The organism is Psychroserpens citreus, assembly GCF_055686305.1.
Window position 1 is genome coordinate 3,368,259 of the sequence record NZ_CM145999.1, and the last position, 24,594, is coordinate 3,392,852.

The 24,594-nt window shown below is 32.6% G+C and carries 23 protein-coding genes; 13 read left to right on the forward strand and 10 right to left on the reverse strand.

What is annotated here, in order from left to right:
- Positions 1-80: 80 nt before the first annotated feature.
- The 7 genes from ACTU6T_RS15025 to ACTU6T_RS15055 all read left to right on the forward strand — a co-directional run bounded on the left by ACTU6T_RS15025 (position 81) and on the right by ACTU6T_RS15055 (position 6,431).
- Positions 81-1,088: a glycosyltransferase family 2 protein gene (locus ACTU6T_RS15025; RefSeq protein WP_460219015.1), complete on the forward strand. Its 1,008-nt coding sequence runs from the start codon at positions 81-83 to the stop codon at positions 1,086-1,088.
- A 97-nt stretch (positions 1,089-1,185) separates the two neighbouring features.
- Complete coding sequence (locus ACTU6T_RS15030) at positions 1,186-3,111, forward strand: BatA domain-containing protein (RefSeq protein ID WP_460219016.1); 1,926 nt, start codon at positions 1,186-1,188, stop codon at positions 3,109-3,111.
- Complete coding sequence (locus ACTU6T_RS15035) at positions 3,108-4,361, forward strand: dihydroorotase (RefSeq protein ID WP_460219017.1); 1,254 nt, start codon at positions 3,108-3,110, stop codon at positions 4,359-4,361. The genes ACTU6T_RS15030 and ACTU6T_RS15035 overlap by 4 nt, the downstream gene beginning before the upstream one ends.
- A gap of 4 nt (positions 4,362-4,365) precedes the next feature.
- On the forward strand, positions 4,366-4,698 hold the full coding sequence (locus ACTU6T_RS15040; RefSeq protein WP_460219018.1) for a hypothetical protein: 333 nt from the start codon (positions 4,366-4,368) through the stop codon (positions 4,696-4,698).
- A 3-nt stretch (positions 4,699-4,701) separates the two neighbouring features.
- Positions 4,702-5,343: an alpha/beta hydrolase gene (locus ACTU6T_RS15045; RefSeq protein WP_460219019.1), complete on the forward strand. Its 642-nt coding sequence runs from the start codon at positions 4,702-4,704 to the stop codon at positions 5,341-5,343.
- A gap of 3 nt (positions 5,344-5,346) precedes the next feature.
- Positions 5,347-5,895 carry a hypothetical protein gene (locus ACTU6T_RS15050; RefSeq protein WP_460219020.1) on the forward strand — a complete coding sequence of 183 codons (549 nt, stop codon included), beginning with the start codon at positions 5,347-5,349 and terminating at the stop codon, positions 5,893-5,895.
- A 2-nt stretch (positions 5,896-5,897) separates the two neighbouring features.
- Positions 5,898-6,431: a GNAT family N-acetyltransferase gene (locus ACTU6T_RS15055; protein ID WP_460219021.1), complete on the forward strand. Its 534-nt coding sequence runs from the start codon at positions 5,898-5,900 to the stop codon at positions 6,429-6,431.
- 1 nt (position 6,432) lies between these two features.
- Here the strand turns inward: ACTU6T_RS15055 and ACTU6T_RS15060 are convergent, their stop codons facing one another.
- Together ACTU6T_RS15060 and ACTU6T_RS15065 are read right to left on the reverse strand one after the other, a co-directional pair.
- Complete coding sequence (locus ACTU6T_RS15060) at positions 6,433-6,936, reverse strand: hydrolase (RefSeq protein WP_460219022.1); 504 nt, start codon at positions 6,934-6,936, stop codon at positions 6,433-6,435.
- 2 nt (positions 6,937-6,938) lie between these two features.
- A complete protein-coding gene (locus ACTU6T_RS15065) occupies positions 6,939-7,700 on the reverse strand; it encodes an MBL fold metallo-hydrolase (protein WP_460219023.1) in 762 nt (253 codons plus the stop codon).
- 95 nt (positions 7,701-7,795) lie between these two features.
- Here ACTU6T_RS15065 and ACTU6T_RS15070 point away from each other — a divergent pair, with 95 nt between their 5' ends.
- A complete protein-coding gene (locus ACTU6T_RS15070) occupies positions 7,796-9,247 on the forward strand; it encodes a TonB-dependent receptor (protein WP_460219024.1) in 1,452 nt (483 codons plus the stop codon).
- Positions 9,248-9,325: 78 nt separating this feature from the next.
- Here ACTU6T_RS15070 and bcp read toward each other — a convergent pair whose 3' ends face one another.
- Positions 9,326-9,781 carry a thioredoxin-dependent thiol peroxidase gene (gene bcp / locus ACTU6T_RS15075; RefSeq protein WP_460219025.1) on the reverse strand — a complete coding sequence of 152 codons (456 nt, stop codon included), beginning with the start codon at positions 9,779-9,781 and terminating at the stop codon, positions 9,326-9,328.
- 45 nt (positions 9,782-9,826) lie between these two features.
- On the opposite strand from bcp, the gene ACTU6T_RS15080 reads away from it, so the two are divergent.
- Positions 9,827-10,483 carry an endonuclease III domain-containing protein gene (locus ACTU6T_RS15080; RefSeq protein WP_460219026.1) on the forward strand — a complete coding sequence of 219 codons (657 nt, stop codon included), beginning with the start codon at positions 9,827-9,829 and terminating at the stop codon, positions 10,481-10,483.
- A 41-nt stretch (positions 10,484-10,524) separates the two neighbouring features.
- Here ACTU6T_RS15080 and ACTU6T_RS15085 read toward each other — a convergent pair whose 3' ends face one another.
- Together ACTU6T_RS15085 and ACTU6T_RS15090 are read right to left on the reverse strand one after the other, a co-directional pair.
- The gene (locus ACTU6T_RS15085) at positions 10,525-10,668 is read right to left on the reverse strand and encodes a hypothetical protein (protein WP_204345264.1); all 144 of its coding nucleotides are present in this window, start codon (positions 10,666-10,668) and stop codon (positions 10,525-10,527) included.
- A 58-nt stretch (positions 10,669-10,726) separates the two neighbouring features.
- The gene (locus ACTU6T_RS15090) at positions 10,727-11,311 is read right to left on the reverse strand and encodes an RNA polymerase sigma factor (protein WP_460219027.1); all 585 of its coding nucleotides are present in this window, start codon (positions 11,309-11,311) and stop codon (positions 10,727-10,729) included.
- 230 nt (positions 11,312-11,541) lie between these two features.
- Between ACTU6T_RS15090 and uvrA the strand changes: the two genes are divergently transcribed.
- Complete coding sequence (gene uvrA / locus ACTU6T_RS15095) at positions 11,542-14,325, forward strand: excinuclease ABC subunit UvrA (RefSeq protein WP_460219028.1); 2,784 nt, start codon at positions 11,542-11,544, stop codon at positions 14,323-14,325.
- Position 14,326: 1 nt separating this feature from the next.
- On the opposite strand, the gene ACTU6T_RS15100 is transcribed toward uvrA, so the two are convergent.
- The gene (locus ACTU6T_RS15100) at positions 14,327-15,445 is read right to left on the reverse strand and encodes a DUF3667 domain-containing protein (protein WP_460219029.1); all 1,119 of its coding nucleotides are present in this window, start codon (positions 15,443-15,445) and stop codon (positions 14,327-14,329) included.
- Between the two features lie 225 nt (positions 15,446-15,670).
- Here ACTU6T_RS15100 and ACTU6T_RS15105 point away from each other — a divergent pair, with 225 nt between their 5' ends.
- Both ACTU6T_RS15105 and ACTU6T_RS15110 read left to right on the forward strand, forming a co-directional pair.
- On the forward strand, positions 15,671-16,357 hold the full coding sequence (locus tag ACTU6T_RS15105) for a hypothetical protein (RefSeq protein ID WP_460219030.1): 687 nt from the start codon (positions 15,671-15,673) through the stop codon (positions 16,355-16,357).
- A gap of 196 nt (positions 16,358-16,553) precedes the next feature.
- A complete protein-coding gene (locus ACTU6T_RS15110) occupies positions 16,554-17,762 on the forward strand; it encodes a hypothetical protein (protein ID WP_460219031.1) in 1,209 nt (402 codons plus the stop codon).
- Between the two features lie 106 nt (positions 17,763-17,868).
- Here the strand turns inward: ACTU6T_RS15110 and ACTU6T_RS15115 are convergent, their stop codons facing one another.
- The 4 genes from ACTU6T_RS15115 to ACTU6T_RS15130 are packed head-to-tail and all read right to left on the reverse strand — an operon-like array spanning position 17,869 to position 23,387.
- Entirely contained in the window at positions 17,869-19,329 is a 1,461-nt protein-coding gene (locus ACTU6T_RS15115) for an oligosaccharide flippase family protein (RefSeq protein ID WP_460219032.1), read from the reverse strand.
- The gene (locus tag ACTU6T_RS15120; RefSeq protein ID WP_460219033.1) at positions 19,329-20,606 is read right to left on the reverse strand and encodes a glycosyltransferase family 4 protein; all 1,278 of its coding nucleotides are present in this window, start codon (positions 20,604-20,606) and stop codon (positions 19,329-19,331) included. Before ACTU6T_RS15120 ends, ACTU6T_RS15115 begins: the two co-directional genes overlap by 1 nt.
- A 15-nt stretch (positions 20,607-20,621) precedes the next feature.
- Positions 20,622-23,078, reverse strand: a complete 2,457-nt coding sequence (locus ACTU6T_RS15125; RefSeq protein WP_460219034.1) for a YfhO family protein — start codon at positions 23,076-23,078, stop codon at positions 20,622-20,624.
- A 30-nt stretch (positions 23,079-23,108) separates the two neighbouring features.
- Positions 23,109-23,387, reverse strand: coding sequence for a DUF4834 family protein (locus tag ACTU6T_RS15130; protein ID WP_460219035.1), 279 nt, complete (start codon positions 23,385-23,387; stop codon positions 23,109-23,111).
- Positions 23,388-23,600: 213 nt separating this feature from the next.
- On the opposite strand from ACTU6T_RS15130, the gene ACTU6T_RS15135 reads away from it, so the two are divergent.
- Positions 23,601-24,584, forward strand: a complete 984-nt coding sequence (locus ACTU6T_RS15135; RefSeq protein ID WP_460219036.1) for a transporter — start codon at positions 23,601-23,603, stop codon at positions 24,582-24,584.
- Positions 24,585-24,594 lie beyond the last annotated feature (10 nt).

Here is a 24,594-nt window from a genome sequence, read left to right on the forward strand (position 1 = left end):
ATTTGGATGTATAGAACACAAAATTACAATCTGCTCTAACTAATTTAGCAAAGGTTTTGTTAAAAGGTTATTTTTATAAAATGAAGCAAGAATTAATAAGTATACTCATTCCCTTTAAGAACACAGAACTGTACCTAACCGAATGTCTAAACTCTATTATTGACCAAGATTATCAAAACTGGGAGTTATTGATTGTTGATGACCATTCAACAGATAACAGCTATTCTATTGTTAACGCTTTCGCGGAAAATGATAAACGCATAAAAGTATTTAAAAACAATAAATATGGTATCATAGAAGCCTTGCGTCTAGCCTATTTCGAAAGTTCTGGAAACTATATTACAAGAATGGATAGTGATGACATTATGCATCCTAAAAAGCTAAGCACAATGCTAAAAGACTTAAAGCGCTATGGACCAGAACACATTGCTTTGGGACTAGTGAAATACTTTAGCGCCAAAGGTATAGGAGATGGTTATGCAAAATATGAGTCTTGGCTCAACAACTTGACACGTCAAGGACTTAATTACTCTGAAATTTATAAAGAATGTGTCATCCCATCTCCTAGTTGGATGCTACATCGAGACGATCTTAAAGCTATTGGCGGCTTTATGCCTAATCGCTATCCCGAAGATTATGATTTGACTTTCCGTTGCTATAAACACCAGATCAAATGTATTCCTAGTCAATCTGTTTTACATTATTGGAGAGATTATAGCACAAGAGCTTCAAGAATAGATGAGCACTATGCTGAGAATCATTTCCTAGAACTCAAGCTTGATTACTTTTTAGAATTAGATTTTGACACATCTAGACCATTAACAGTCTGGGGAGCTGGGCAAAAAGGTAAAAAAGTGGCGACGTTACTAAAAGAAAAGAATGTGAAATTTACTTGGATATGTGATAATCCAAAAAAAATTGGCAAACATATCTATGATGAATTATTATACAGTTTTGAACATCTACAAAACTTAACTACTCCTCAAAGTATTGTTACAGTTGCTAACCCAGAATCTCAAATTGAGATTAAAACATATTTCAAAGCACAACAAATGCTAGCCATGAAAGATTACTTCTTTTTCTGCTAAGAAACCATAAAACGTTAAAATTCTCAAAAGCATGCGCTACTAATCGCATATCATTTTCTATATTTGATTTCTAACAAAAACAATCCCAAAAATAGGAATGCAGTTTAAACACCCAGAACTTCTTTACGCACTATTTCTGCTTATTATTCCTATTATTATTCATTTATTTCAACTTAGAAAATTTAAAACTGAAGCCTTTACCAATGTTCAGTTTTTAAAAGAGCTTACTATTCAAACTCGGAAAAGTTCTCAGCTAAAAAAATGGCTTACTTTGATCACGAGATTACTTCTATTAGCTTGTACTATTATTGCATTTGCACAGCCATACATATCAAATTCTGATAGTTTTAATACTAAGAGTGAAACAGTAATCTATTTAGACAACTCCTTCAGTATGCAATCACCAAGTACTAACGGAAGTTTATTAAATTCTGCTATACAAGACATCCTTGAAAATGTAGACGAGAATGAACAAATTTCTATTTTTACTAATGACGTTAATTTCAACAACACAAGTATCAAAGCGGTTAAAAATGATCTCATTCAATTAAAACACTCACCAAATCAATTGACCTACGATGCTGCTATTTTGAAAGGAACACAAATGTTTTCTAATGATGAAAGTGCAATTAAAAATTTAGTTCTAGTTTCTGATTTTCAACAAAAAAATCAAAACATAACTGCAACTAATGACAGCTTAGTTACTATAAAATTAGTACAACTACTACCTACAAACCAGAATAATATCGCAATAGACAGTGTTTACATTTCTAAAACTACGGTTGAAAATTTAGAGCTTACAGTTCGCATAAAAAATCAAGGTAGCGCTATCGAAACTCTTCCTGTGTCACTTTATAACAATGATAAACTTATAGCCAAGGCATCAGTAAACGTTATTGATGAAGCTTTAACAAATTTCACAATACCAGTAAATACTGTATTTAATGGCAAAATAGTTGTAGAAGACCGGAATCTTCAATATGACAATACCATGTATTTTAATATTGATCAACGCGAAAAAATAAAAGTATTAGTAATCAATGAAGCAGACGATGCTTATCTTCAAAAACTCTATGCAAATGATGAATTTGAATATATCTCAACAACCTTAAATACTTTAAATTATAATATATTAGAGCAACAAAATTTGATTGTGTTAAATGAGTTAAATGATATTCCTAATTCATTGTCTACTGCGCTAAAAGCATTTACAAATAATGGTGGTTCAATCTTAATTATCCCTTCAAATAACATCAATTTAAATAATTATAATCAAGTATTTGCGCAATATGGACTGTCGAGTTTTACACTATCTAATACTACTGAAAAGAAAATAACTGACATTAATTTTTCTCACCCATTATTAATCAATGTTTTTGACAAACGTGTCAACAATTTTCAATATCCAAAAGTAAATTCATTTTATCCTAATGCTACCAATAGTGTTGCTTCTGTTTTGAGTTATGAAGACGGCATGTCATTTTTGTCACAATCTGGAAATGTCTATAGGTTATCTGCAGCATTACATACTGAAAACTCAAATTTTAAAAATTCACCGCTTATAGTTCCAATTCTATACAATATTGGAAAGCAAAGTCTAAAAACTGGGGACTTATTTTATACCATTGGAAAAGAAAACACAATAGATATAGCAACAAAACTGCAACAAGATGATATTCTCACCTTAGTTAAAGGAGAGAATTCTGTAATCCCATTGCAACAAACTTATGATAATAAAGTAGAGCTAACTACTAATACTTATCCTAATGTTGCAGGTATTATTTCAGTACAAAATAAAGATGCATTCCTTAAAAATTTAAGTTTTAATTTTAACCGAGATGAAAGTAACCTTAATTACTTTGATGTTCAGCTCATTCCAAATACTACTGTCGATAATTCAGTAGCGTCGGCAATAAGCGAGATTAAAAGTGCTACAAATGTTAACGAACTATGGAAATGGTTTGTTATTTTTGCATTGATTTTCTTAATCATTGAAATGCTCATCTTAAAATATCTAAAATGAACGTACTTGTAAAATCTGCCACTATAGTTGACCCTAAAAGCGATTTTCACAATCAAACCGTTGATATTCTAATAGAAAAAGGATCGATTTCTCATATTTCGAAACGCATACAAAATTCAAAAAATTACAAAGAAATACGATCAGATAACCTTCATGTGTCACAAGGCTGGTTTGATAGTAGTGTGAGTTTTGGTGAGCCTGGCTATGAAGAACGTGAAACTATAAATAACGGACTTGATACAGCTGCACGATCTGGATTTACGTCTGTTGCAGTAAATGCAAATACTAATCCAGTTATTGATTCATATGCCGATATTACTTTTTTAAAATCTAAAGCTTCAAACCATGCCGTAAGCCTTTATCCTATTGGAGCAGTAACTAAACGTAGTAACGGAACAGAGTTAGCGGAAATGTTCGACATGCAAACTGCTGGAGCTGTTGCTTTTTATGATTATCAACATCCTATTACAAATCCAAATTTGATGAAACTCGCATTGCAATATGCAAGTAATTTTAATGGGTTGGTGTGCTCATTTCCGCAGGAATCACAGATTAGCGGCTTAGGAGTTATGAATGAAAATGTAACGAGTACTTCTCTCGGTCTTAAAGGCAATCCAGCCTTAGCCGAAGAGTTACAAGTTGCAAGAGACTTATTTATTCTAGAGTATACCGAAGGAAAATTGCATATTCCTACAATATCTACTACAAAATCTGTAGAGCTTATACGAGCTGCGAAACAAAAGAAGTTAGATGTAACCTGTAGTGTAGCCATACATAATCTTATATTTACTGATGAGCAACTAAAAACATTTAACACCAATTTTAAAGTGCTTCCCCCTTTAAGAACACAAAAGGACATTGACGCACTCATTGAGGCAGTTAAAGATGGTACAATAGACATGATAACTACAGATCATAATCCTATAGACATTGAAGACAAAAAGATAGAATTTGATCATGCAATGTATGGTACTATTGGACTGGAAAGTGCATTTGGAGCTTTAAACTCTATATTTACAATTAAAAAAACTGTAGAATTATTAACTAGAGGAAAAGATCGATTTAATATTAATAGTACTTCAATCAATATAGGGAATGTTGCAAATCTAACATTATTCAACCCTAATGATCGTTTTACATTTACAAAAGAACACATCTTTTCGAGATCAAAAAATGCCTTGTTTGAAGGATACGAATTAAAAGGAACCGTTTATGGGATTATTTCAAATAATCAAATGATATTAAATTAAAACTATGGAAAACACATCAAAAGGTAATAATGATAGTTTAGCTATTGTCGCTTATATCACACTTATCGGAACACTAATTGCCTTTTTTATGAATCGTGAAGTTCGAAATCCTTTAGTTTCGTTTCATGTTCGTCAAGCTTTAGGGTTATGGTTATTACAAATGTTACTTGGTTATTTTATAGGAGCATTTGATAGCTGGATGGTTTCAGTGTCTTTTTGGATATTCTTTATTGTTTTATTTCTCTACGGAATCTTTGGTGCGGTTGGCAAGAAAATGAATGAAGTTCCAATGCTAGGCCCTTTTTTCCAAAAACTATTTGCATCTATTGGACAATAATCTATGATTCTACACCACATTACGAGACCATCATCTTTAAAAGAAAATGCTCCATTACTTATCATGTGCCATGGTTATGGAAGCGATGAAAATGATTTGTTTTCTTTTGCTCAAGAACTTCCTGAAGAACTATTCATTATTTCAGTTCGTGCACCACATCCAATGCAACCTTATGGAAATGCCTGGTATGCTATAAATTTTGATGCTCAACAGAACAAATGGAATGACGTAGAACAGGCCATAGGATCACGAGACAAGATTGCAGCATTTATTGATGAAGCTTGTAACAAATACCCAGTAGACAAAACCAAAGTTTCATTATTAGGCTTTAGTCAAGGTACAATTTTGAGCTACGCAGTAGCAATGACTTACCCTGAAAAAGTCAAAAACATTGTGGCACTAAGTGGTTATATTAGTGAAGATATGATGGATAGCAACTTTAAAGACAAAGATTATTCTCATTTAGATTTTTATTGTTCTCACGGAAGCGTAGATCAAGTTATTCCTGTAGACTGGGCTAGAAAAGCTCCTCAATTTTTAGATAATCTCAATATTAAACACACCTATTCAGAATTTCCAGTTGGACATGGTGTAGCACCACAAAATTTCTATGAATTTAGAAGTTGGCTAAAAAAAAGACTATGATTTATGAAACTTAAATTACTCACGTTAATATGCCTCATTATTTGTATATCCTCCTGCAAAAATGACAACGATATCTATCTAACTACTTCTGGAGCTTATGCTTCAAAACAAGGGAAGTTTGTTGCTAAATTTCCAACAGAGCCAGTTTTAAGTATACAGGATAATAAAATTGGAGTCGACAAATTTCAAGTATTTGCTTACAGATCTACGTTAGGTCCAAATAAAATTTTCTCTGTTGAGTACTTTGATGCTCCTGGTGAAGCTATCAAAGCAATGCCAGATAAAGAATTTTTAGAGCAATCAGTATCAAATTATGTGTATGGAATGTCTAGTAATTTTGAATTAGATTATAAAGAACCAATCGTTAATGGAGATTTAAATGGCATATATTTCGTTTTACAGCCTAAAGAAGTTGCTTTATCTAAAGGTATAAAAGGTATGATTTTAGGACAAATTTTCAAAAGAGATAATCGAGTTTATACGAATACGTATCTTGGTGTTCCAGATGAAAGAGTTTCGGTGTTTATGGATTCATTTAAGATTATCAACTAATTATGAAATACCTTCTAACAGGTGAATCCTCAGAACGTTTAAATTTCAGATTAGTCACTGCTGATGACTTTAATACATGGCTACCTCTATTTAAGGAAAAACATGTAGATAAATTTCTTGGAATGCCTCCTGGACTGTCACAACATGAACAATGTGAATTTTGGTTCAAGAAAGTATTTCATCGATACGATAACGGATTAGGTGGCATGAATGCGCTTATTGATAATACTACTAGTGAATTTATAGGTCAAGCTGGGCTACTAATACAAACTGTTGAAGATGAAGAGCGTTTAGAAATAGGATATTCTATTTTACCAAAATATTGGGGACAAGGTTATGCTCGTGAGGCTGCCATAAAATGTAAAAATTTTTGTTTTAGCCACAAATTAAGCAACAACCTCATATCTATGATGCATGTGGATAATATTGGTTCTGAAATTGTTGCTAAGAAAAATGGAATGACTTTCGAAAAACTTGTAGATGATATCTATAATGTATATAGCATTTCTAGAACTGAATGGTTAGAACAACAATAATCTAAGGCTGATACAATAATGAACCTAATTCACTAAAAGTTAGGTTTCCTTTATCATCCATATCATAAGCCAATAACATTTCTCCAAAATACTTTCCATCGGTAAAATTGATAATAATCCATTTATGATTGAGCATTCTAATTTGATCAATACGCATTTTCTCACCAGACATGGAAGCAAATGGTACTAATGGATGGTCTTCAGTATCATAGTCATTAAAACTAATTAAAGCATCTTCTATTACTGGAATAAACTCAGAAATTCTAAACCCTCTATTTTCCCAATGCGTCATCGCAGCATCATTGGTATCAAACCTAAAGGTATAGATATCCTCAACTTTTTGATCTTGAATAACTCGAATTGAATCTTTGAGTTGAGCATTCTTCTCTTTATAGCTTGTAAGTTGTTGATCATAACTTTCAATAATATTCTTTGAATTCACGAATTGAAAAATCACAAGTAATAATGTGAAAATAAACAAGTACATAAAAATTCTATTCTTCATATCTATAATTCTATTTGTAAGTTGTCATAAGCCAAATAAACGTTATCTGGCAATTTTTGTTGTACCTCATCATGAAAACCTAAATAATGACTTATATGTGTTAAATAAGCACTTTTAGGCTGTACTTTTTCGATAAAAGCTAAAGCCTCTTCTAAATTAAAATGAGACAAATGTTCTTGTTCTCTTAATGCATTTACCACAAGCACCTTTACCCCTTTAAGCTTTTCAATTTCCTCATCTGCTATTGTTTTCATATCAGTGAGATAAGCAAAATCATCAAAGCGATATCCAAAAACTTGTAATTTATGATGATAGCCATTAATTGGCACTACAGTTAAATTTCCGAGGAGAAAAGGTTCGTTTTTTATTTCATACTGAATAACACTTGGTACTCCTGGATATTTATCTTCAGTTGTGAAAATATAGTTAAACCGTTTAGACAATTCACTTAAAACACGCTTGTGTGCATAAAACGGAATGTCTCCTTGTCGAAAATAGAACGGCCGGATATCATCCAATCCAGCGGTATGATCGGCATGCTCATGTGTAAAAACTATACCATCAATTTTACTACAATTTGCACGTAACATTTGTTGTCTAAAATCTGGCCCACAATCTACAACATATGTATAATCATCCCATTCTACTAGCACAGAAACTCGTAATCGTCTGTCTTTCGGATTGTTACTTAAGCATACAGGATGATCACTTCCAATTACTGGAATGCCTTGAGATGTGCCTGTGCCTAAAAATGTAACTTTCAATTGATAAATAAACTTGATGCAAAAATAGAACTTATTTTTTTAGTTTAACCTCCTATTTTAATACCTTTGTATAGTAGACAAACCCAATATACAAGATGGAAATAACCTTAAAAGGAGATAAAGAGTTTGAAGAAATTCCTTCGTTAAAAACGAAATGCTTACGCATTAACCTAAATGAAAATATTTACGGAACCTTTGCTGAGATTGGTGCTGGTCAAGAAACTGTTCGTCAGTTCTTTAGAGCTGGTGGAGCCTCAGGAACAATTGCAAAGGCAATGTCTGCGTATGATAAAGCCTTTAGTGATGCTATTTATGGTATTGAAGACGATAAACGTTATGTCACTGAAGCACGACTTCGTAAAATGCTTAACCATGAAGTCAACCTCGTAGAAGAACGTATTAAAAGAGAAGTACATCCTAACAAAATGTTCTTTGCCTATGCTAATACAGTAGCTACAATTGATTTTGCAAAAAAATACAAAGGTCATGGTTGGGTAGGAATTAAATACCAAGTGGATCCAGACCAAGGTTATAATGAAATTGTTTTACACATTCGCTTTAAAGAAAATGATGCAAGATTACAGCAAGAAACACTTGGTATCTTAGGTACAAACTTAATTTATGGTGCCTTCTATAAATATAACGAACCTAGAAAATTACTTCGTTATTTATATGACCATTTGCATAAAGATCAAGTAGAAATTGATACTATTAATTTTTCAGGCCCAGTATTTGAAGACGTAGATAATCGTCTAATGAGTTTGCAATTGGTGAAAAATGGTATGACAGATGCCGTAATGTTTGCTCCAGATGGAAATAATGTATTGCCAGCAAGAGTCCTTTACAAGAAAAATATTTTAGCACTTCGTGGTAGCTTCAGACCTGTTACCAAAGTAAATATGGACATGTATAAGAAATCTTATGAAATGTTCATTAAAGAAAATAAAGTTGATAGCGACAAAACTCAGGTAATTTTCGAAATTACATTATCAAATCTGAGAGCCGAAGGCGAAATTGACGAACAAGATTTTATGGATCGTGCTCGTTTATTATGTTCTCTTGGGCAAACCGTTTTGATATCTAATTTCCAAGAATATTATAAGCTTGTAGAATATTTCTCTCAATATACTAAAGCACGTATGGGATTAGCAATGGGCGTAAACAACTTAGTAGATATTTTTGATGAGAAATATTACCGTCATTTAAGTGGTGGTATTTTAGAAGCCTTTGGAAAATTATTCTTTAAAGATTTAAGAGTGTACTTATATCCAATGCAAAATGATGATGGTACACTTACAGATAGTGAAAACTTGAAAGTACATCCTAGAATGAAAGAATTATATAAATTCTTTAAATACAATGGTAAAGTAGTTGATATTACAGACTATGACGAATCGATTTTATCTGTTTTTTCAAGAACTGTATTGAAAATGATTGCCAATGGTGAAGATGGATGGGAAACTATGCTCCCTGAAGGTGTATCTAACCTAATTAAAGAAAAAAGTCTCTTTGGTTGCGAGACTGAGCAAATTCATTTAGGAGAATAAAAGTTATTACATAAATAAAAAAGAAGCTGCAAGTTAAACATTAAACATGCGTTTCTTTTTTTTAAACTATTGAAGGTATTATTCTTCTAAAATTTGATCTGAATGAATTTTAGCTTTTACTTTATCAATAACACGAGTAACAACACCATTTTCATCAACTAAAAATGTGATACGATGAATGCCATCAAACTCGCGTCCCATAAATTTTTTAGGTCCCCAAACACCAAAGGCATTTATCACTTCTTTTTCGGTATCTGCAAGTAAAGGATAAGGGAAACTAAACTTATTTTTAAAATTAGATTGGCGTTTTTCAGAATCAGCACTTACACCCAAAATCTCATAACCTGCATCTTGTAAAGCTTTATAATTTTCACCCAAATTACATGCTTCTACTGTACATGTAGGTGTATTTGCTTTTGGGTAGAAAAATACAACTAACTTTTTTCCTTTATAATCTGAAAGCGATATTGGATTCCCATCCTGATCGTTAACTGTAAAATTTGGAACTTTATCTCCAGCTTTTAATGTATTCATATTGCTTATTTTTGCTATTAAAATGAGTTTATCAAATATACGACAATGACCAAACAAGAGAAAGTAGATTTTATAATAAGAACGTTAAATGAATTGTACCCAACAATTCCTATTCCTTTAGAGCATAAAGACCCATATACTTTGCTTATAGCTGTATTATTATCGGCTCAAAGTACTGATGTTCGTGTTAATCAAATTACACCGTTACTATTTGAAAAGGCAGACAATCCCTATGATATGATTAAACTTTCAATTGAAGAAATAAGAGACATCATAAAACCAGTAGGTTTATCTCCAATGAAAAGTAAAGGAATTTATGGCTTATCACATATTTTAATAGATAAACACAATGGAAAAGTTCCAAAAACTTATGAAGATCTAGAAGCGCTTCCTGCTGTTGGTCATAAAACTGCTGCTGTTGTATTGTCTCAAGCTTTTGGAATTCCTGCATTTCCAGTAGACACACATATACATCGCTTGATGTATCGCTGGAACTTAACTAACGGAAAAAATGTAGTACAGACCGAAAAAGATGCTAAACGATTATTTCCAAAAGAGTTATGGAATGATTTACACCTTCAGATCATTTGGTATGGAAGAGAATATTCGCCAGCCAGAGGATGGGATTTAGACAATGATATTATCACCAAAACCATTGGAAGAGCCTCTGTTTTAAAAGATTATTATGTCAATAAGAAATAAAAAAAAATCCTGAAGACTAACTATTCAGGATTTTTTCAAATTTAGTTTTGAAGTGCTTCAAACTTCAAATTATTACAATGTATAACACTTAAAGCCTTAGAATAATTTAGAAGAAAATCTATAGTTTCTTCTTTTGGATTGAGGTTGTTTTGTTTTTGGGGACATTCTGAGTAAAGTTTTGCCATTTTACGTTTTTTAGTTTGTTATTACCTCATTAACGCAACAAAACTTAACTTATTGTATTTAGTTTGTTAAAACAATATTATTCTTATCAATTACCTTTCTCAAATTAATGAGTGCATAACGCATTCTACCTAAAGCGGTATTAATGCTAACCCCCGTTCTATCTGAGATTTCTTTAAAGCTCATATCCTTGTACATACGCATTATTAACACCTCTTTTTGGTCTACAGGAAGTTCTTCTATGATACGTCTTAAATCACAATCTACTTGATCCTTTATTAATTTCTTTTCAGCATTTAATGACGAATCACCTAACACAGAAAAGATATTGAAATCTCCAGAGTTATCAAACTTCGGCATTCTATTGTTTTTCCTGAAATGATCAATCACTAAATTATGTGAAATTCGCATTACCCAAGGCAAGAATTTACCCTCTTCATTGTATTTCCCTAGTTTCAAATTCTTAATAACCTTAATAAATGCATCCTGAAATATATCTTCAGTAACATCTTTATCAAAGACTTTTGAATAAATAAAACTGTAAATTTTTTGTTTGTGTCTGTGGATAAGGACAGATAGAGCACTTTCGTCTCCATTCATGTAGTTCTTAACTAAAACAGCGTCCGTGATAAGTTCGTGTCTCATAATAATTACTTTAAGGGCAAAGAATTTAATCTTAGCTTGGGGTTAAATTTTAAAGTAATCTTATGGTATAGGCAACTCGATTTTAACTGTTTATGTTCTCAAATATAACAACAATCATTCCGAAATTCCAAAAAAAATTACGAAACTTTAACATTTTAATGAACAATAATCTGTTTTTTAAGCTTCTATAAAAGGCGTATCTTTGCACATTCTTATTCGTCAAAACACCTATGAACAGTAACATTCTAGACCTCAATCCTAAAGAAAACATCATTATAAAAGGTGCAAAATTACATAACTTAAAAAATATTGATGTTGTGATTCCAAGGAATAAACTAGTGGTAATCACTGGCTTATCAGGTTCTGGAAAGTCAAGTTTGGCGTTTGATACATTATATGCAGAGGGACAGCGACGTTATGTAGAAAGCTTATCGAGTTATGCACGTCAATTTCTAGGCAGGCTTAACAAACCAAAAGTTGATCTTATCAAAGGCATTGCTCCAGCTATTGCAATAGAACAGAAAGTGAATAGTACCAATCCTCGTTCTACCGTAGGAACAACAACAGAAATTTATGACTATCTAAAACTTTTATATGCAAGGATTGGTAAAACCTACTCTCCTATTTCAGGAAAATTGGTAAAAAAACACCATACTAAAGATGTTTTAGATTTCGTCAAAACATATGATGAACGTGAAAAATTGCTGCTTCTCTCTCCTATCATACTTGAAGAAGGTCGAACAATGCAAGACAAACTTAATGTTCTAAAACAACAAGGTTATGCACGAATACAATATAAACAGGAGGTCTTAAGAATTGAAGATGCTATAGAGAAGCAAATCAAAACTAATGTTTACTTAGTAGTAGATAGAATTATTGTAAAGCAGGAAGATGATTTTTACAATCGGTTAGCAGATGCTATCGAAACCGCATTTTTTGAAGGAAAAGGAACATGTATCATAGAATCATTATCAGACACCAACAGAGCAGAGTTTAATAACCGTTTTGAGTTGGATGGAATGACTTTTTTAGAACCTAATCCACATTTATTTAGTTTTAACAACCCTTATGGTGCTTGCCCAAAATGTGAAGGCTATGGTGATGTAATTGGTATAGATGAAGATTTAGTAATTCCTAATACAGGATTATCGGTGTATGATAATGCAATCTTCCCATGGCGAGGTGAAAGTATGAGTTGGTATCGTGATCAATTGGTTAATAATTCTCATAAATTCGATTTTCCTATTCACAAACCATTTTTTGAACTTTCTGAACAGCAAAAACAATTGATTTGGGATGGTAACAGCTATTTTGAAGGCTTGAATACATTCTTTACCGAATTAGAATCTAAAGCCTATAAAATTCAAAATCGCGTCATGCTATCTCGTTATAGAGGCAAAACGAAATGTACAGTTTGTAAAGGAAAACGACTAAGAGAAGAAGCAAATTATGTAAAAATTAATAATGTAACTATTACTGATTTGGTAGAAATGTCATTAGATAAATTAGCGTCATTTTTCAAGCAATTAGAATTAGATGACTACGACACAACAATCGCTAAGCGTCTACTCAAAGAAATCAATAATAGATTATCATTTTTAAGCAATGTCGGGCTTGATTATCTAACGCTTAACAGAAAGTCTAATACACTTTCAGGAGGTGAAAGCCAACGTATAAATTTAGCAACGTCATTAGGAAGTAGCTTAGTGGGATCGATGTACATTTTAGATGAACCAAGTATAGGATTACACCCAAAAGATACCGAAAAACTTATCAAAGTTCTGCTTGCATTACGGGATTTAGGAAATACTGTAATTGTAGTTGAACATGATGAGGACATAATGAAAGCGGCAGACGAAATCATTGACATTGGACCTGAAGCCGGAACTTTTGGTGGTGAAGTTGTTGCTACAGGAACGTTTTCTGATATTCTAAAATCAAACTCTTTAACAGCTCAATATTTAAATGAAAGTTTAAAAATTGAAATCCCTAAAAAACGAAGAACTTCAAAGTATCATATAGAAATCATTGGTGCTAGAGAACACAATCTTAAAAATATAGATGTGACCTTTCCCTTAGATATGCTTACTGTAATTACTGGCGTTTCGGGAAGTGGAAAAAGTACTTTAGTAAAAAAGATTTTGTTTCCTGCTCTACAAAAAAAGTTAACCGGATTTGGTGATAAACCTGGACAGTTTACAGAATTAAAAGGGAATTTTGCCAACATCAAACATATAGAATTTATAGATCAAAACCCCATTGGTCGTTCATCAAGATCTAATCCTGTGACTTATATCAAAGCTTATGATGATATAAGGGCTTTATTTTCTAATCAAAAATTGAGTAAAATTAGAAATTACCAAGCCAAGCATTTTAGTTTTAATGTAGATGGTGGACGATGCGAAACCTGTAAAGGAGATGGTGAAGTGACTATTGAAATGCAGTTCATGGCAGATGTACATTTAACCTGTGAGACCTGTAATGGGAAACGTTTCAAGAAAGATGTTTTAGAAGTAACTTATGAAGGCAAGAATATTGATGATATTTTAACTATGACCATCGATGATGCTATTAGTTTCTTTGATAAACACAATGTCACCAAAATTAAAAACAAGCTGCAACCACTACAAGATGTTGGTTTAGGATATGTAGCTTTAGGACAAAGCTCTTCTACGCTTTCTGGTGGAGAAGCACAACGTATTAAGCTTGCCTCTTTCCTTGGTAAAGGTTCTAAGAGTAATAATGCACTATTTATTTTTGATGAACCAACTACTGGTTTACATTTTCATGACATCCAAAAATTATTAAAATCCTTTCAAGCTTTAATCGAAAAAGGGCACTCAATATTAGTTATAGAACATAACCTCGATTTGATAAAATGCGCTGATTACATTATCGATCTAGGTCCTGAAGGAGGCATCCGTGGTGGAGAGTTAGTAGCACATGGGACTCCTGAAGCATTGGCAAAAAATAAAGCTTCTATCACTGGGCAATTCTTGAATGAGAAGCTCTAAATCAAGACGTTAAAAATGAGAAAGCCAACATTATTCCTGCAGCTGTTGGTATCACAAACAAAATAAATACAAAGGTAATTACACCGCTTTTAAACCAAGTCCAAAACCAATGCTGCTCATAAAAGCGCTTAAGTGCTATAAAGAAATAGAAATAGGTTGATACAGCGATAAGCCAATCTATCCAATCTGGGATATCATAGATAAATCTATTTACAGCGAACAAAATACTGAATACAGTAAACAAGAATGAAAAAAAGTAAAAGCTAAACACTAAATGATGCGCATATTTTCCTTTCTTGTAGTAGAAGATTTTTAAAATTAAAGCAAATAATGGTAACAGGAAAAACATAGAAATTGGAATACTATCAAAAAAAGCCTGAACTACTGCCCCAGCACCTTTGCCTTCAACTAAATTGAGCATTCTAGCAAAAAAACGACGTTGAATAAATCCTGCATCGTCAGACATTCCCATCTCTTTATAAATGACTTCTTTATCTGCACCAGATGCCACTAAAGAGTCTACTTTTTCTTTGTCAAAATCCCATGAAGTTTTAAGGTTGCGAGGGTTCGCATTTTGTGCTTTAATTAATGAATCTGCAAGCTTCAAATCTTCATCTTTAAGCCCTATAATTTGTTGATTGTCCTTAATAGGCTTCATTATGTTAGCAATTTGAGTAGAATCTAAAGCTTTAACATCTATTTTATGCTTATCAATTGAATCATTAGAAATTGTTTTTTTTGGAGTATACTTTACAACTTCTTTATTTATACTATCAGCTTCTTGAACTAATTCTCTAGCGCTAAATGAGATTACAAAAAAGAAGATTACTGAAATGAATAAATACATTTGAGCAGGATGTAAAAATAACAATCGTTTACCTTCTAAAAACTTTCTCGCCAAATATCCTGGCTTCAAGAGTAATGGAAAAAAGCTCTTTAAGAAACGTGCATCAAAGGAAAAATAATTACTTATCGTATTATAAAATAACACGCCAATTGTTAATTCATCGTTTACTTTTTGACCACAATGAGGACAAAATTCATAATCTTCTTTTAGAGCTTTATCACAATTAGGACACTGATTAAGCCCTTCAAAATTCTGCAACGATTGATTTGTCATATAGAACTAGTTAGTCTTCTGATAAAAATAATAAAAAAATATGAGCTCTAATCGTAAGCATAAAAAACAGAAATCAAATCAATTATAAAAAAACAAAATCAAACTACTGATAATCAGTGATTTGATTTTTTTGGCACACATATTGGTTAAGTCAATATCAATAGCGTAAGCCAATAAGTTTCTAAACGAGTTAGAAACAAAGGCAAATCTAAAAACCTATAAATTATGAAAAAGCAAGTACTTTTTTTAGCGATGATGTTGATAGGTATCACATCTGCTACAGCGACAACAACAGGGCATGTTGTTTTAAATGGGGAAGATTATAATAATGCACGCTATCGTTTTTCAGAACCAATAGTGTTCATTGAACGTGGTGTAGAATTTTTAATTTTTCCTGACGGAAGCTTCGATTTCAACACAGAATTCGAAAACAATGTTTCTGAAGTCTATTACAGACACACTAGAACTCGTAGAAATTCTATAAACACTACCCATGGAGCTCCAGGAAGTCTTGGCCGAGTTCAATATGCTACTCCTAGAGCTAGAGGTGTAATAATCACCCATGATAACAGTGGTAAAGTGAGACGAATTGGTAATGTATTTATCAATTATGATAGAAGAGGCAGAATTAAACGTGCTGGCTCTGTTTACATGAGCTACCAAAGAGGTAACGGTTTGCTTCGTCAAGTTGGAGGATTAAAAGTTAATTATAACCGTTGGGGAGAAATTGTACACATAAATGGGATTGTAAACCATAATAATGCTGATCTAAACTGTGGCGTTGGATATGGTTATGGTGGACATAATTATGATGATGATTTTGACGATGATGATTATGACGATGACTATTATTACTACCGTAAAAATGGAAAAATAAAAAAACACAAAAAGAATAAAAAACGTAAACGTTAAAACGATCTTGATTTTTTTGGTTGGTTGTTCACTTAAAATAGGTGAACATATATAAAACCCCGAAACGCTTCCCCAAGCCTTCGGGGTTTTTCGTAAATAGCTTTAAACTCACTCATAAACAACGCATTGTTATTAAATATTTTTTTGGCACGCTAATTGTTTAAATAAAAGTGTAATCAAAAAACACCCTTATATTATGAAACGAATATTATCAATTTTTGCTGTATTGCTCCTAGTAGGAACAACAGTAAACGCAACAACCACCAGCACAGTAGAATCAAAATCATTACGCAACTATGTTAGAGGTTATGGCAATTCTTTCATATTTACGGTTGATGGTATTGAGTTTTCAATCTTTCCTGATGGACAGTTTGATTTTTATATGCCTAACTATGGTCCAAACGTTAATGTAGGTTTTAATTCCCCTAACGTATCTATTAGTTTCAATACTGGATTTGATTATAATCCTTATGTTCAGTATGACGATTTTGGAGCTATCATTCAAATAGAAAACACACCTATATATTATGACTATTACGGTCGTATCTCTCAAGCTGGAAATGTCAATATTCATTATAACAGTTGGGGACGTGTAGCTCGAGTAGGTGGATTATTTGTACACTATAACAGAAATCGCGTATTTTCACACTGTTCAGGCTTTATAAACATTTATAATAGAGCTTATGTTTACAGACCATGGCATACGTATTATGTAATCCCTCCAGTTAATTACTGTATCGTATATGCTAGACCTTACAGACAGTACTATACGCCAGTTAGACATACTTATTATAGACCATATAGAGACAACTATAGACAACCTGTAAGAGTTGGAAGTCGTCGCGGAACAGCCGCTACAACAGGACGTAGAGGATCATCGATAAGTGATCGTTATAGACAAGACGCAACAACACGACGTGGTAGCGATAGAGCTATGGCAAACACTTCGACAAGACGTGGTAATGATAGAAATACAATGTCTAACTCTACAAGATCAAGACATGGTAAAACAGTAACGAGATCAAAAACAGATACAAGAACTATTGCAAGACCAAATTCTAGTACTAGATCAAAAATGAGATCTAATACTGATAGAAAGGTAACATCTAAAACTGGTAGAAATACACAAGTAACAGCAAGGCCTTCTTCCTCTAATTCAAGAAATGTGACCAAATCTAGAGGAACTGTGTCTAATAATAAAACGACATCAAGAACAATTAGAAAAAATACGAGTACAAGAAAACCAAAAGCATCAAATTCTCGTATATCTAGTAACAACAGAAGTAACAGATCTACATCAACTGTAAAGCAGTCAAGAAGTAGAAGTCAGTCTTCGGCAAGAAAAGCAAGTTTAAGAACGTCTTCAAAGAGTTCAAGAAGCACTAGATCTAGATCACGTTCATAACAATATAATAATTTTGGTTGGTTAGTAGAATGTCCCATAAGCCGTATGCCTCAAAGCACCTTATGGGACTTTCTCATTTTAAATCATTAATGTAGGAATATTATTTTTAACGCTTTATACCTAAGTACTTATTAACAGCTTCTGAAATGTCTTCAGATAGATTCATCTTATAAACAATAAATCCGTAAACTATTCCAATAAATAATGACTTCAGAAGAATATTTAAATAAGGATTAAACGGAAGTTCCCAAAAATAAAATCCAAACACCAATACAATCAGCACGATTATTACTTTTAAAGTTTCCGAAGTAAAAGGAAACATATTAAATTTCATTTTCACAAAATAGACCTTTATCGTATTGTAAATAAAAATCGATAAAAACGTGGCTAAAGCCGAGCCGTCAATACCATAAATTGGAATAAGAATTAAATTTAATACAACTGCAATAATTGCCAGAATTATTCCAAAAAGCAAGACAACACGATAATAATCACTATTGAATAAAATGGCATTGTTATTACCAAGTAAGTTATCATATAGTTTTGCTATACTTATCAGAAACACTACAAACAATCCGCCACTAAATTCCTCTGGGATAATTTTATAGAGCTGATTAATATTTAATACAATTAGTAAAAAAATAAACCCGCTAATTATAAAAAGCGTTAACGAACTTCGTTGATATAATCTCTTGAGGTCTTGAAATTTTTTGTTATTTAAAAATTGTGCAGTCAGCGGTAATAAAATTTGATGCATTGCACGTTGCGGAACAGCTATCACTGTGGCAATAAAGACAGCTACACTATAGTAGGCTACATTCTCAATATCTAAATAATTATTAAGCATAAATTTATCTAAATCTAGCATCATAGTAGCAATAGATCCAGCAATAATGATTAAAGAAGAATACTTTAAAATTGAACCGATTTTATCAATTCTATTAAACTTAAACACTGGTAATCTTTTCCAAAAAGCATAGAGCATCATAATTAGAGCTCTAACAACATACACTGCAACTATACCAATTAAAAATTGATCAATCGTGATATATTCATAGTATACCAAAAACAAAAGTAACATTGCACCTACACGATGAAATACTTCCTTCATAAAATTTCCAAATGCTGTTTGCATCTGTACTTTCATCCAAGCATAAAAAACCTCAAAATAAGCTAAACATAATGCTGTAAAAAAAATATACCACACATAACTTCTTACGATTTCATTTTTTTGAGCTAAAAAATCTGCTATAGCATCATGAGCAAAGTAACCAACAATAGCTAAAGGAATTGCCAGCAACAAAGGCATAAATAACATTAAAGTGAGAAAACTATTTAATGAATTTTTAGTCTTAAAAGTTGAGTAAAACTTCACCATAGTATTATGCACGCCAAAAGCCATTAACGGCATCATAATATATGCAGCAGAAAGAATATAAGACACTAATCCATAGTATTCATCAGAAATAAAATTAGTATAAAGAAATAGCGCATTTATGGCTCCAATACCGAAACCTAAATACGTAGTAATGGTGTTTTTCAAGGATTGATTAACAACAATTCCCATTAGATTATTTCAGACAAACGTTGAGTTAATGATCGTCTACTATACTGCTCCAACCCAATTGCATTTGCAGTCAAAGTATCAGATTTATATGCTTCAAAATACGATAAAATTTGCGATTTAATTCGCGTCTTGTCATTGTAATAAAAATACTGACCAGTATTAGTAGATTTCAAAATTGTTTCTACATCCGAATCTTTAGGTCCTACCGCTATTATTGGTGATGCAGATGCCATGTATTCAAATAATTTCCCTGGTATAATCACTTTAGTATCCTCAGAGTCAATTTCAATAAGCAATAAGATTCTTGATGACATTTGTGCTTTAATAGCCTCTTCATGAGAGACATACCCAAACGTATTGACGTAAGCTTCTAACCCAAAACCAATCAAGCTTTGCATAACATCTTCACTCACAACTCCAATTAGATTCAACTGAAATTCGCTTCGGAAGTCGACGTTCTCATCAATCAATTCTTTCAGCGCTAACCATAATTGCTCGGGATTTCGTTCTGACAATAAAGAACCTATATGCGACAATGTGAATTTTTTATCTTTTGACGGACGCTGTACATCATGTCTGTCGTAACCATTAGTTATTACTGAAATTGGCTGAGACGTTTTTGTTTGAAATTCTAATTTAGTGTTTTCACTAGTAACAATTATTTCATCGGCTGTATTCAGAACTTCAGATTCTAACTGACTATGCTTAGCTTTTGAAGATGTGGTTAACTTCAATTGCTTATGATATCCAATTGTAGTCCAAGGATCTCTAAAATCGGCTAGCCATTTGATATCAAATTGTTTTTTTAATGCTAAGCCAATAAGATGCAAACTATGAGGCGGCCCAGTTGTAATTACAGTATCTGTATAATTACTTTTAATATAATCTGAAAGAAAAAGCGTCGAAGGTTTTACCCAATTTTTCCGTGCATCAGGAATAAAAAAATTACCTCTCACATAAAGCATTAACTTTTCAATCAAAGATTGTTTTTTTTGCTTCGGAATTACACCAGAACTAATAGTTTTATAACTTTTTTTTGAAAGCAAGCTTGCGAATCTATATGGCTCTTTTATAGGGTGTTTTATAACTTTAACTGCATCAGAAACCTCATTTAATAAGCCTTCGTCTATAATAGGATAACTTGGATTTTCTGGACAGTAAATGATAGGATCAATACCAAATTCTGGTAGATATTTCACAAACTTTAGCCATCGTTGAACACCTGGACCTCCAGCTGGTGGCCAATAATACGTGATGATGAGAATTTGCTTTTTCATCTATGAATGCATAATCTATTGACGGCCTTTATTTTGCAAACCAAACCAAATCCCACCTAATAAGAGTAATACAAATATAATTGTACTTCCTAATGCTATGGTGCTTCCGGTCTGCACTACTTTTGGCTCAAAACTAAAAATAATCTCATGATTTCCAGCTGGAATTTGAAGTCCTCTTAATGCGTAGTTCACTCGTTGAATAGGAACTTCTATACCATCAATTGTGGCAACCCAACCATTACCGTAATACATTTCAGAAAACACGGCAAAACCTGAATTATCATTTGTCGACTTATACTTAAGATAGTTAGGTTTATATACCTCTAATGCAATACTGGCAGTTGAATCTACCTTATATTGAGTCGAAAAAGGTTGTTTACTAACAACTCCATTTAATTTAACCATTCGTTCAAAAATCGCCTCTTTCTTAGTATTCAAGCTATCTAAAGATGTTATCGCCTCGTTCGCCGACTCTGCTTTTTTTAATCTAGATACAAACCAAGCATTACCATTAGCATCTTCGTTTACAAATGGAAACACTTGTCCTTGCTCTTCGGCAATAATATACTTGGTATTAAGCATATTAATAACATTCATATTATTTCTTGAAATATGGAAGTCATATAATTCATCAAAACGTTTCAACTTTGCAGCATGATACCCGTTCAAAGAATTATGAAAATAAGCTGCTTTTGATGGAGCTCTACTACCTTCAGTTGAAATATCCCAAACTCTAAAATGGCCATCATCTTGTAAAATTTGTTTATCAGCAGCATTCGCTTGAAATGGTTTCTGTACTTTGATAGCAGACACAAAATTATCGGTATTTACGTAACGACGATCAACACCTACAAGATCAAACAAAATGAGTGTTGTAAAAATTCCTATTACTACTGCTTCAGATAGTTTCTTCTTTAAAAACATGAAAATCGTTCCTGCTGACAATAGTACTAAAATTAATGTACGCAAGGTGTCATGCGTATAAAAAGTCTTTCTATCAGATTTAATGGCGTCTATAAATCCTTGACCATATTCACCATAAGCATTTCTAAAATAACCATCATTAGCACCAACAAAATCAAATGAACCTTTAAATACTAATAGTAATATGGCAAGACCTCCAGTAATAGCTGCTGAAAGTTTAAGTGCTTTTAATTTATGCTCATCTTTCTCAAAATCGTTAAATAGTTTTACCAATCCGAAAATGGCAAGCACCGGAATACATAATTCTAAGATGACTTGAATAGAACTCACGGCTCTAAACTTGTCATATAATGGTACATAATCAATAAAGAAATCGGTGAGAAAGCTCAAGTTTTTACCATAAGATAATAATAGCGACAATAAAGTCCCTCCCACAAGCCACCATTTTAAACGGCCTTTCACTAAAAATAATGCCAAAACAAACAGGAATAACACTACAGCTCCAACATAAGCTGGCGCTTCAACAATAGGCTGCTCTCCCCAATATGTTGGTGCATTTCCTGCTTCATTTAAGGCTTCAATTGGAGAAGCTCCAATAGCTCTAAAAAAGTCATAGGTTTCAGATTCCTTACCTACATCTTCACTGTTTCCACCTCCAAATAACCTAGGAACAAATAGGTTTAAAGATTCTAATTTTCCATAGCTATATTCGGTAATATAATCCCTATTCAATCCTGTAGTCACTTCTTTTGAAGAACCATCTGGATTAATGGTTAGCTCACTCTTTCCGCGTGTGCTTTCTTTAACATATTCTTGAGTGGCCATAATGTTTGTAGCATTAAGGCCTAAGGCCAAAACTAATGCAACAATCATCATACCAACTGACTTGAAAAAATGTGGTAACATTTGCTTTTTATAAGCATCTATGAGGTATGCAATTCCTAAAACTAGAACCAGTAACATGAGATAATAGGTCATTTGGAAATGATTAGCACCAATTTCTAAACCTAAGGCAACAGCAGTAAGTAGAAATCCAATAATATATTTTTGCCGGAATGTGAGTATAATCCCAGATAAAACCAATGGCATATAAGCAATAGCATGTGCCTTACTATTATGTCCAACCCCAAGTATAATAATAAGATATGTTGAAAACCCAAAGGCTAATGCTCCTAAAGCAGCCAATTTAAAATCGACTTTAAGTGACAATAGCAAAATGTAAAATCCTATAAAATAAATGAATAGATAATCGGCTGGACGTGGTAAAAACCGCAAAACCGAATCTAACTTTTTAATGTAGTTATGAGGATATCTTGCTCCCATTTGGTAGGTTGGCATTCCTCCAAACGCACTATTAGACCAATACGTTTCTTCTCCTGTTTCTGCTTTAAAATCTTTCTGCTGCTTCGACATGCCAATGTAATGCATGATATCGCTTTGAAAAATTTGCTTCCCTTTTAAAACAGGGCTAAAATACGCTAAAGAAATGATTACGAAACCAATTAAAACTAAGAGGTGCGGTAAGATTTTTTTAAATGAAAATGGCATAGACTATAAGACTTTCAATAGACTCGAAAATTAGTCAATTTCTTCGTAATCTATGTACTCTCCTACTTTTTTATTTGATGCCGAATTATTTTTAGGCATCTTATCGATTACCGTTTCTCCTTCTTTATGCGTTTTTTTCTGGTATTGCTGCTGATTAAATTGCCCTTCAAACTTCTGCTGCATTTTCTTAGACATGTATCTTACAAGATAAGGTGCAAAAATGCGTGACAGGATTTTTATTCCATAGTACACCAAAAGAATAATAAGAATGGTTCTTACAAAACCATATAATGATGCTGCTTGTAACATTAATTTTATTTTAATTCAAAAATACAATTATATGTATTCATAAAACCAGTTTAGTTACATAAAAAAATCATAATACTGATATACTGTAACTTCTTGACTAATAAAACACTTTATATGACGTTATATTAATGTATAAACTGTCATTTTCATTTAGATAGCAGCCATAAGGATAAATGATATAAAATCTCTATATTTGACTCAAATCGATAACCTATGAACCTTACCAAAAAAGTAGTGATACTTGCGCTACTACTATGTACGCAATATACTTTTGCTCAATATACCGAAGTGATTAATTCTAATAGACCTGGCGTTTCAAAAAGTGCTTTTTCTGTTGGAACTAATGTCTTGCAATTTGAAGTTGGTCCTTATATTATTAAAGAAGAACACACTCCACTTCAATACGATGTTTCTGGATTTGGTGCCGATTTCACAGCTCGTTATGGGTTGTTTTTTGAGCAATTAGAAATCAATATTGAAGGTATTTATCAAAACGACACCTTTACAGATAACCGTTCTTCTATTGCTGTTGAAGACAAACGTTCAAATTTTAAAAATTTTGCTCTAGGTGCAAAATATTTGGTATATGACCCTTATAAAAACTCTGAGGAAGAAGATAAGCCAAACTTATATAGTTACCATGCCAATAGAACGTTTAAATGGAAATCTTTAATACCAGCAGTTGCGGTCTATGCTGGAATCAATATAGATTCCAAAAATAATTCATTTACGCCTCCTGGTGTAGAAGGCATAAGTCCGAAGATTATGATAGCAACTCAGAACAATTTTTCTGGCGGTTGGGTACTTGTAACCAATTTAATTAAAGATAGAATTGGCACCGATTTTTCAGACTTCCAATACATTATAACACTTACACACTCTTTTAGCCCGCAATGGGTTGTGTTTGGTGAAACACAAGGGATTAAGAGTGATTTTTATGCTGATAATTTATTTCGATTTGGAGGTGCTTATTTATGGAGTAAAGATTTTCAGCTAGATACAGCTATTACGTTTAACACCAAAGATACACCTTCTGTGTTTGGTGTAAATTTCGGAATGTCATATCGCTTCGACTTTCATAAAGATAAGGAAACAGATAATGGAACCTCACAAAAAGATGCTGATAACCGAAAACCGAAAAAGAAAAAAGGAAAAAAGAAAAGAACAGATGATTTTGATGACGACGGAAGTCTTTAAGCCTTGTTTT

Excerpts from the sequence above, each read along its gene's own strand:
- ACTU6T_RS15085 (WP_204345264.1), bottom strand. The coding sequence starts at position 10,668 with ATGGCAAAACTTTACTCAGAATGTCCCCAAAAACAAAACAACCTCAAT.
- ACTU6T_RS15125 (WP_460219034.1), bottom strand. The coding sequence starts at position 23,078 with ATGCCATTTTCATTTAAAAAAATCTTACCGCACCTCTTAGTTTTAATT.
- ACTU6T_RS15090 (WP_460219027.1), bottom strand. The coding sequence starts at position 11,311 with ATGAGACACGAACTTATCACGGACGCTGTTTTAGTTAAGAACTACATG.
- ACTU6T_RS15130 (WP_460219035.1), bottom strand. The coding sequence starts at position 23,387 with ATGTTACAAGCAGCATCATTATATGGTTTTGTAAGAACCATTCTTATT.
- ACTU6T_RS15040 (WP_460219018.1), top strand. The coding sequence starts at position 4,366 with ATGGAAAACACATCAAAAGGTAATAATGATAGTTTAGCTATTGTCGCT.
- ACTU6T_RS15135 (WP_460219036.1), top strand. The coding sequence starts at position 23,601 with ATGAACCTTACCAAAAAAGTAGTGATACTTGCGCTACTACTATGTACG.
- ACTU6T_RS15120 (WP_460219033.1), bottom strand. The coding sequence starts at position 20,606 with ATGAAAAAGCAAATTCTCATCATCACGTATTATTGGCCACCAGCTGGA.
- ACTU6T_RS15100 (WP_460219029.1), bottom strand. The coding sequence starts at position 15,445 with ATGACAAATCAATCGTTGCAGAATTTTGAAGGGCTTAATCAGTGTCCT.
- ACTU6T_RS15055 (WP_460219021.1), top strand. The coding sequence starts at position 5,898 with ATGAAATACCTTCTAACAGGTGAATCCTCAGAACGTTTAAATTTCAGA.
- ACTU6T_RS15045 (WP_460219019.1), top strand. The coding sequence starts at position 4,702 with ATGATTCTACACCACATTACGAGACCATCATCTTTAAAAGAAAATGCT.
- ACTU6T_RS15025 (WP_460219015.1), top strand. The coding sequence starts at position 81 with ATGAAGCAAGAATTAATAAGTATACTCATTCCCTTTAAGAACACAGAA.
- uvrA (WP_460219028.1), top strand. The coding sequence starts at position 11,542 with ATGAACAGTAACATTCTAGACCTCAATCCTAAAGAAAACATCATTATA.
- ACTU6T_RS15030 (WP_460219016.1), top strand. The coding sequence starts at position 1,186 with ATGCAGTTTAAACACCCAGAACTTCTTTACGCACTATTTCTGCTTATT.
- bcp (WP_460219025.1), bottom strand. The coding sequence starts at position 9,781 with ATGAATACATTAAAAGCTGGAGATAAAGTTCCAAATTTTACAGTTAAC.
- ACTU6T_RS15115 (WP_460219032.1), bottom strand. The coding sequence starts at position 19,329 with ATGGGAATTGTTGTTAATCAATCCTTGAAAAACACCATTACTACGTAT.
- ACTU6T_RS15050 (WP_460219020.1), top strand. The coding sequence starts at position 5,347 with ATGAAACTTAAATTACTCACGTTAATATGCCTCATTATTTGTATATCC.
- ACTU6T_RS15035 (WP_460219017.1), top strand. The coding sequence starts at position 3,108 with ATGAACGTACTTGTAAAATCTGCCACTATAGTTGACCCTAAAAGCGAT.
- ACTU6T_RS15080 (WP_460219026.1), top strand. The coding sequence starts at position 9,827 with ATGACCAAACAAGAGAAAGTAGATTTTATAATAAGAACGTTAAATGAA.
- ACTU6T_RS15105 (WP_460219030.1), top strand. The coding sequence starts at position 15,671 with ATGAAAAAGCAAGTACTTTTTTTAGCGATGATGTTGATAGGTATCACA.
- ACTU6T_RS15070 (WP_460219024.1), top strand. The coding sequence starts at position 7,796 with ATGGAAATAACCTTAAAAGGAGATAAAGAGTTTGAAGAAATTCCTTCG.
- ACTU6T_RS15110 (WP_460219031.1), top strand. The coding sequence starts at position 16,554 with ATGAAACGAATATTATCAATTTTTGCTGTATTGCTCCTAGTAGGAACA.
- ACTU6T_RS15060 (WP_460219022.1), bottom strand. The coding sequence starts at position 6,936 with ATGAAGAATAGAATTTTTATGTACTTGTTTATTTTCACATTATTACTT.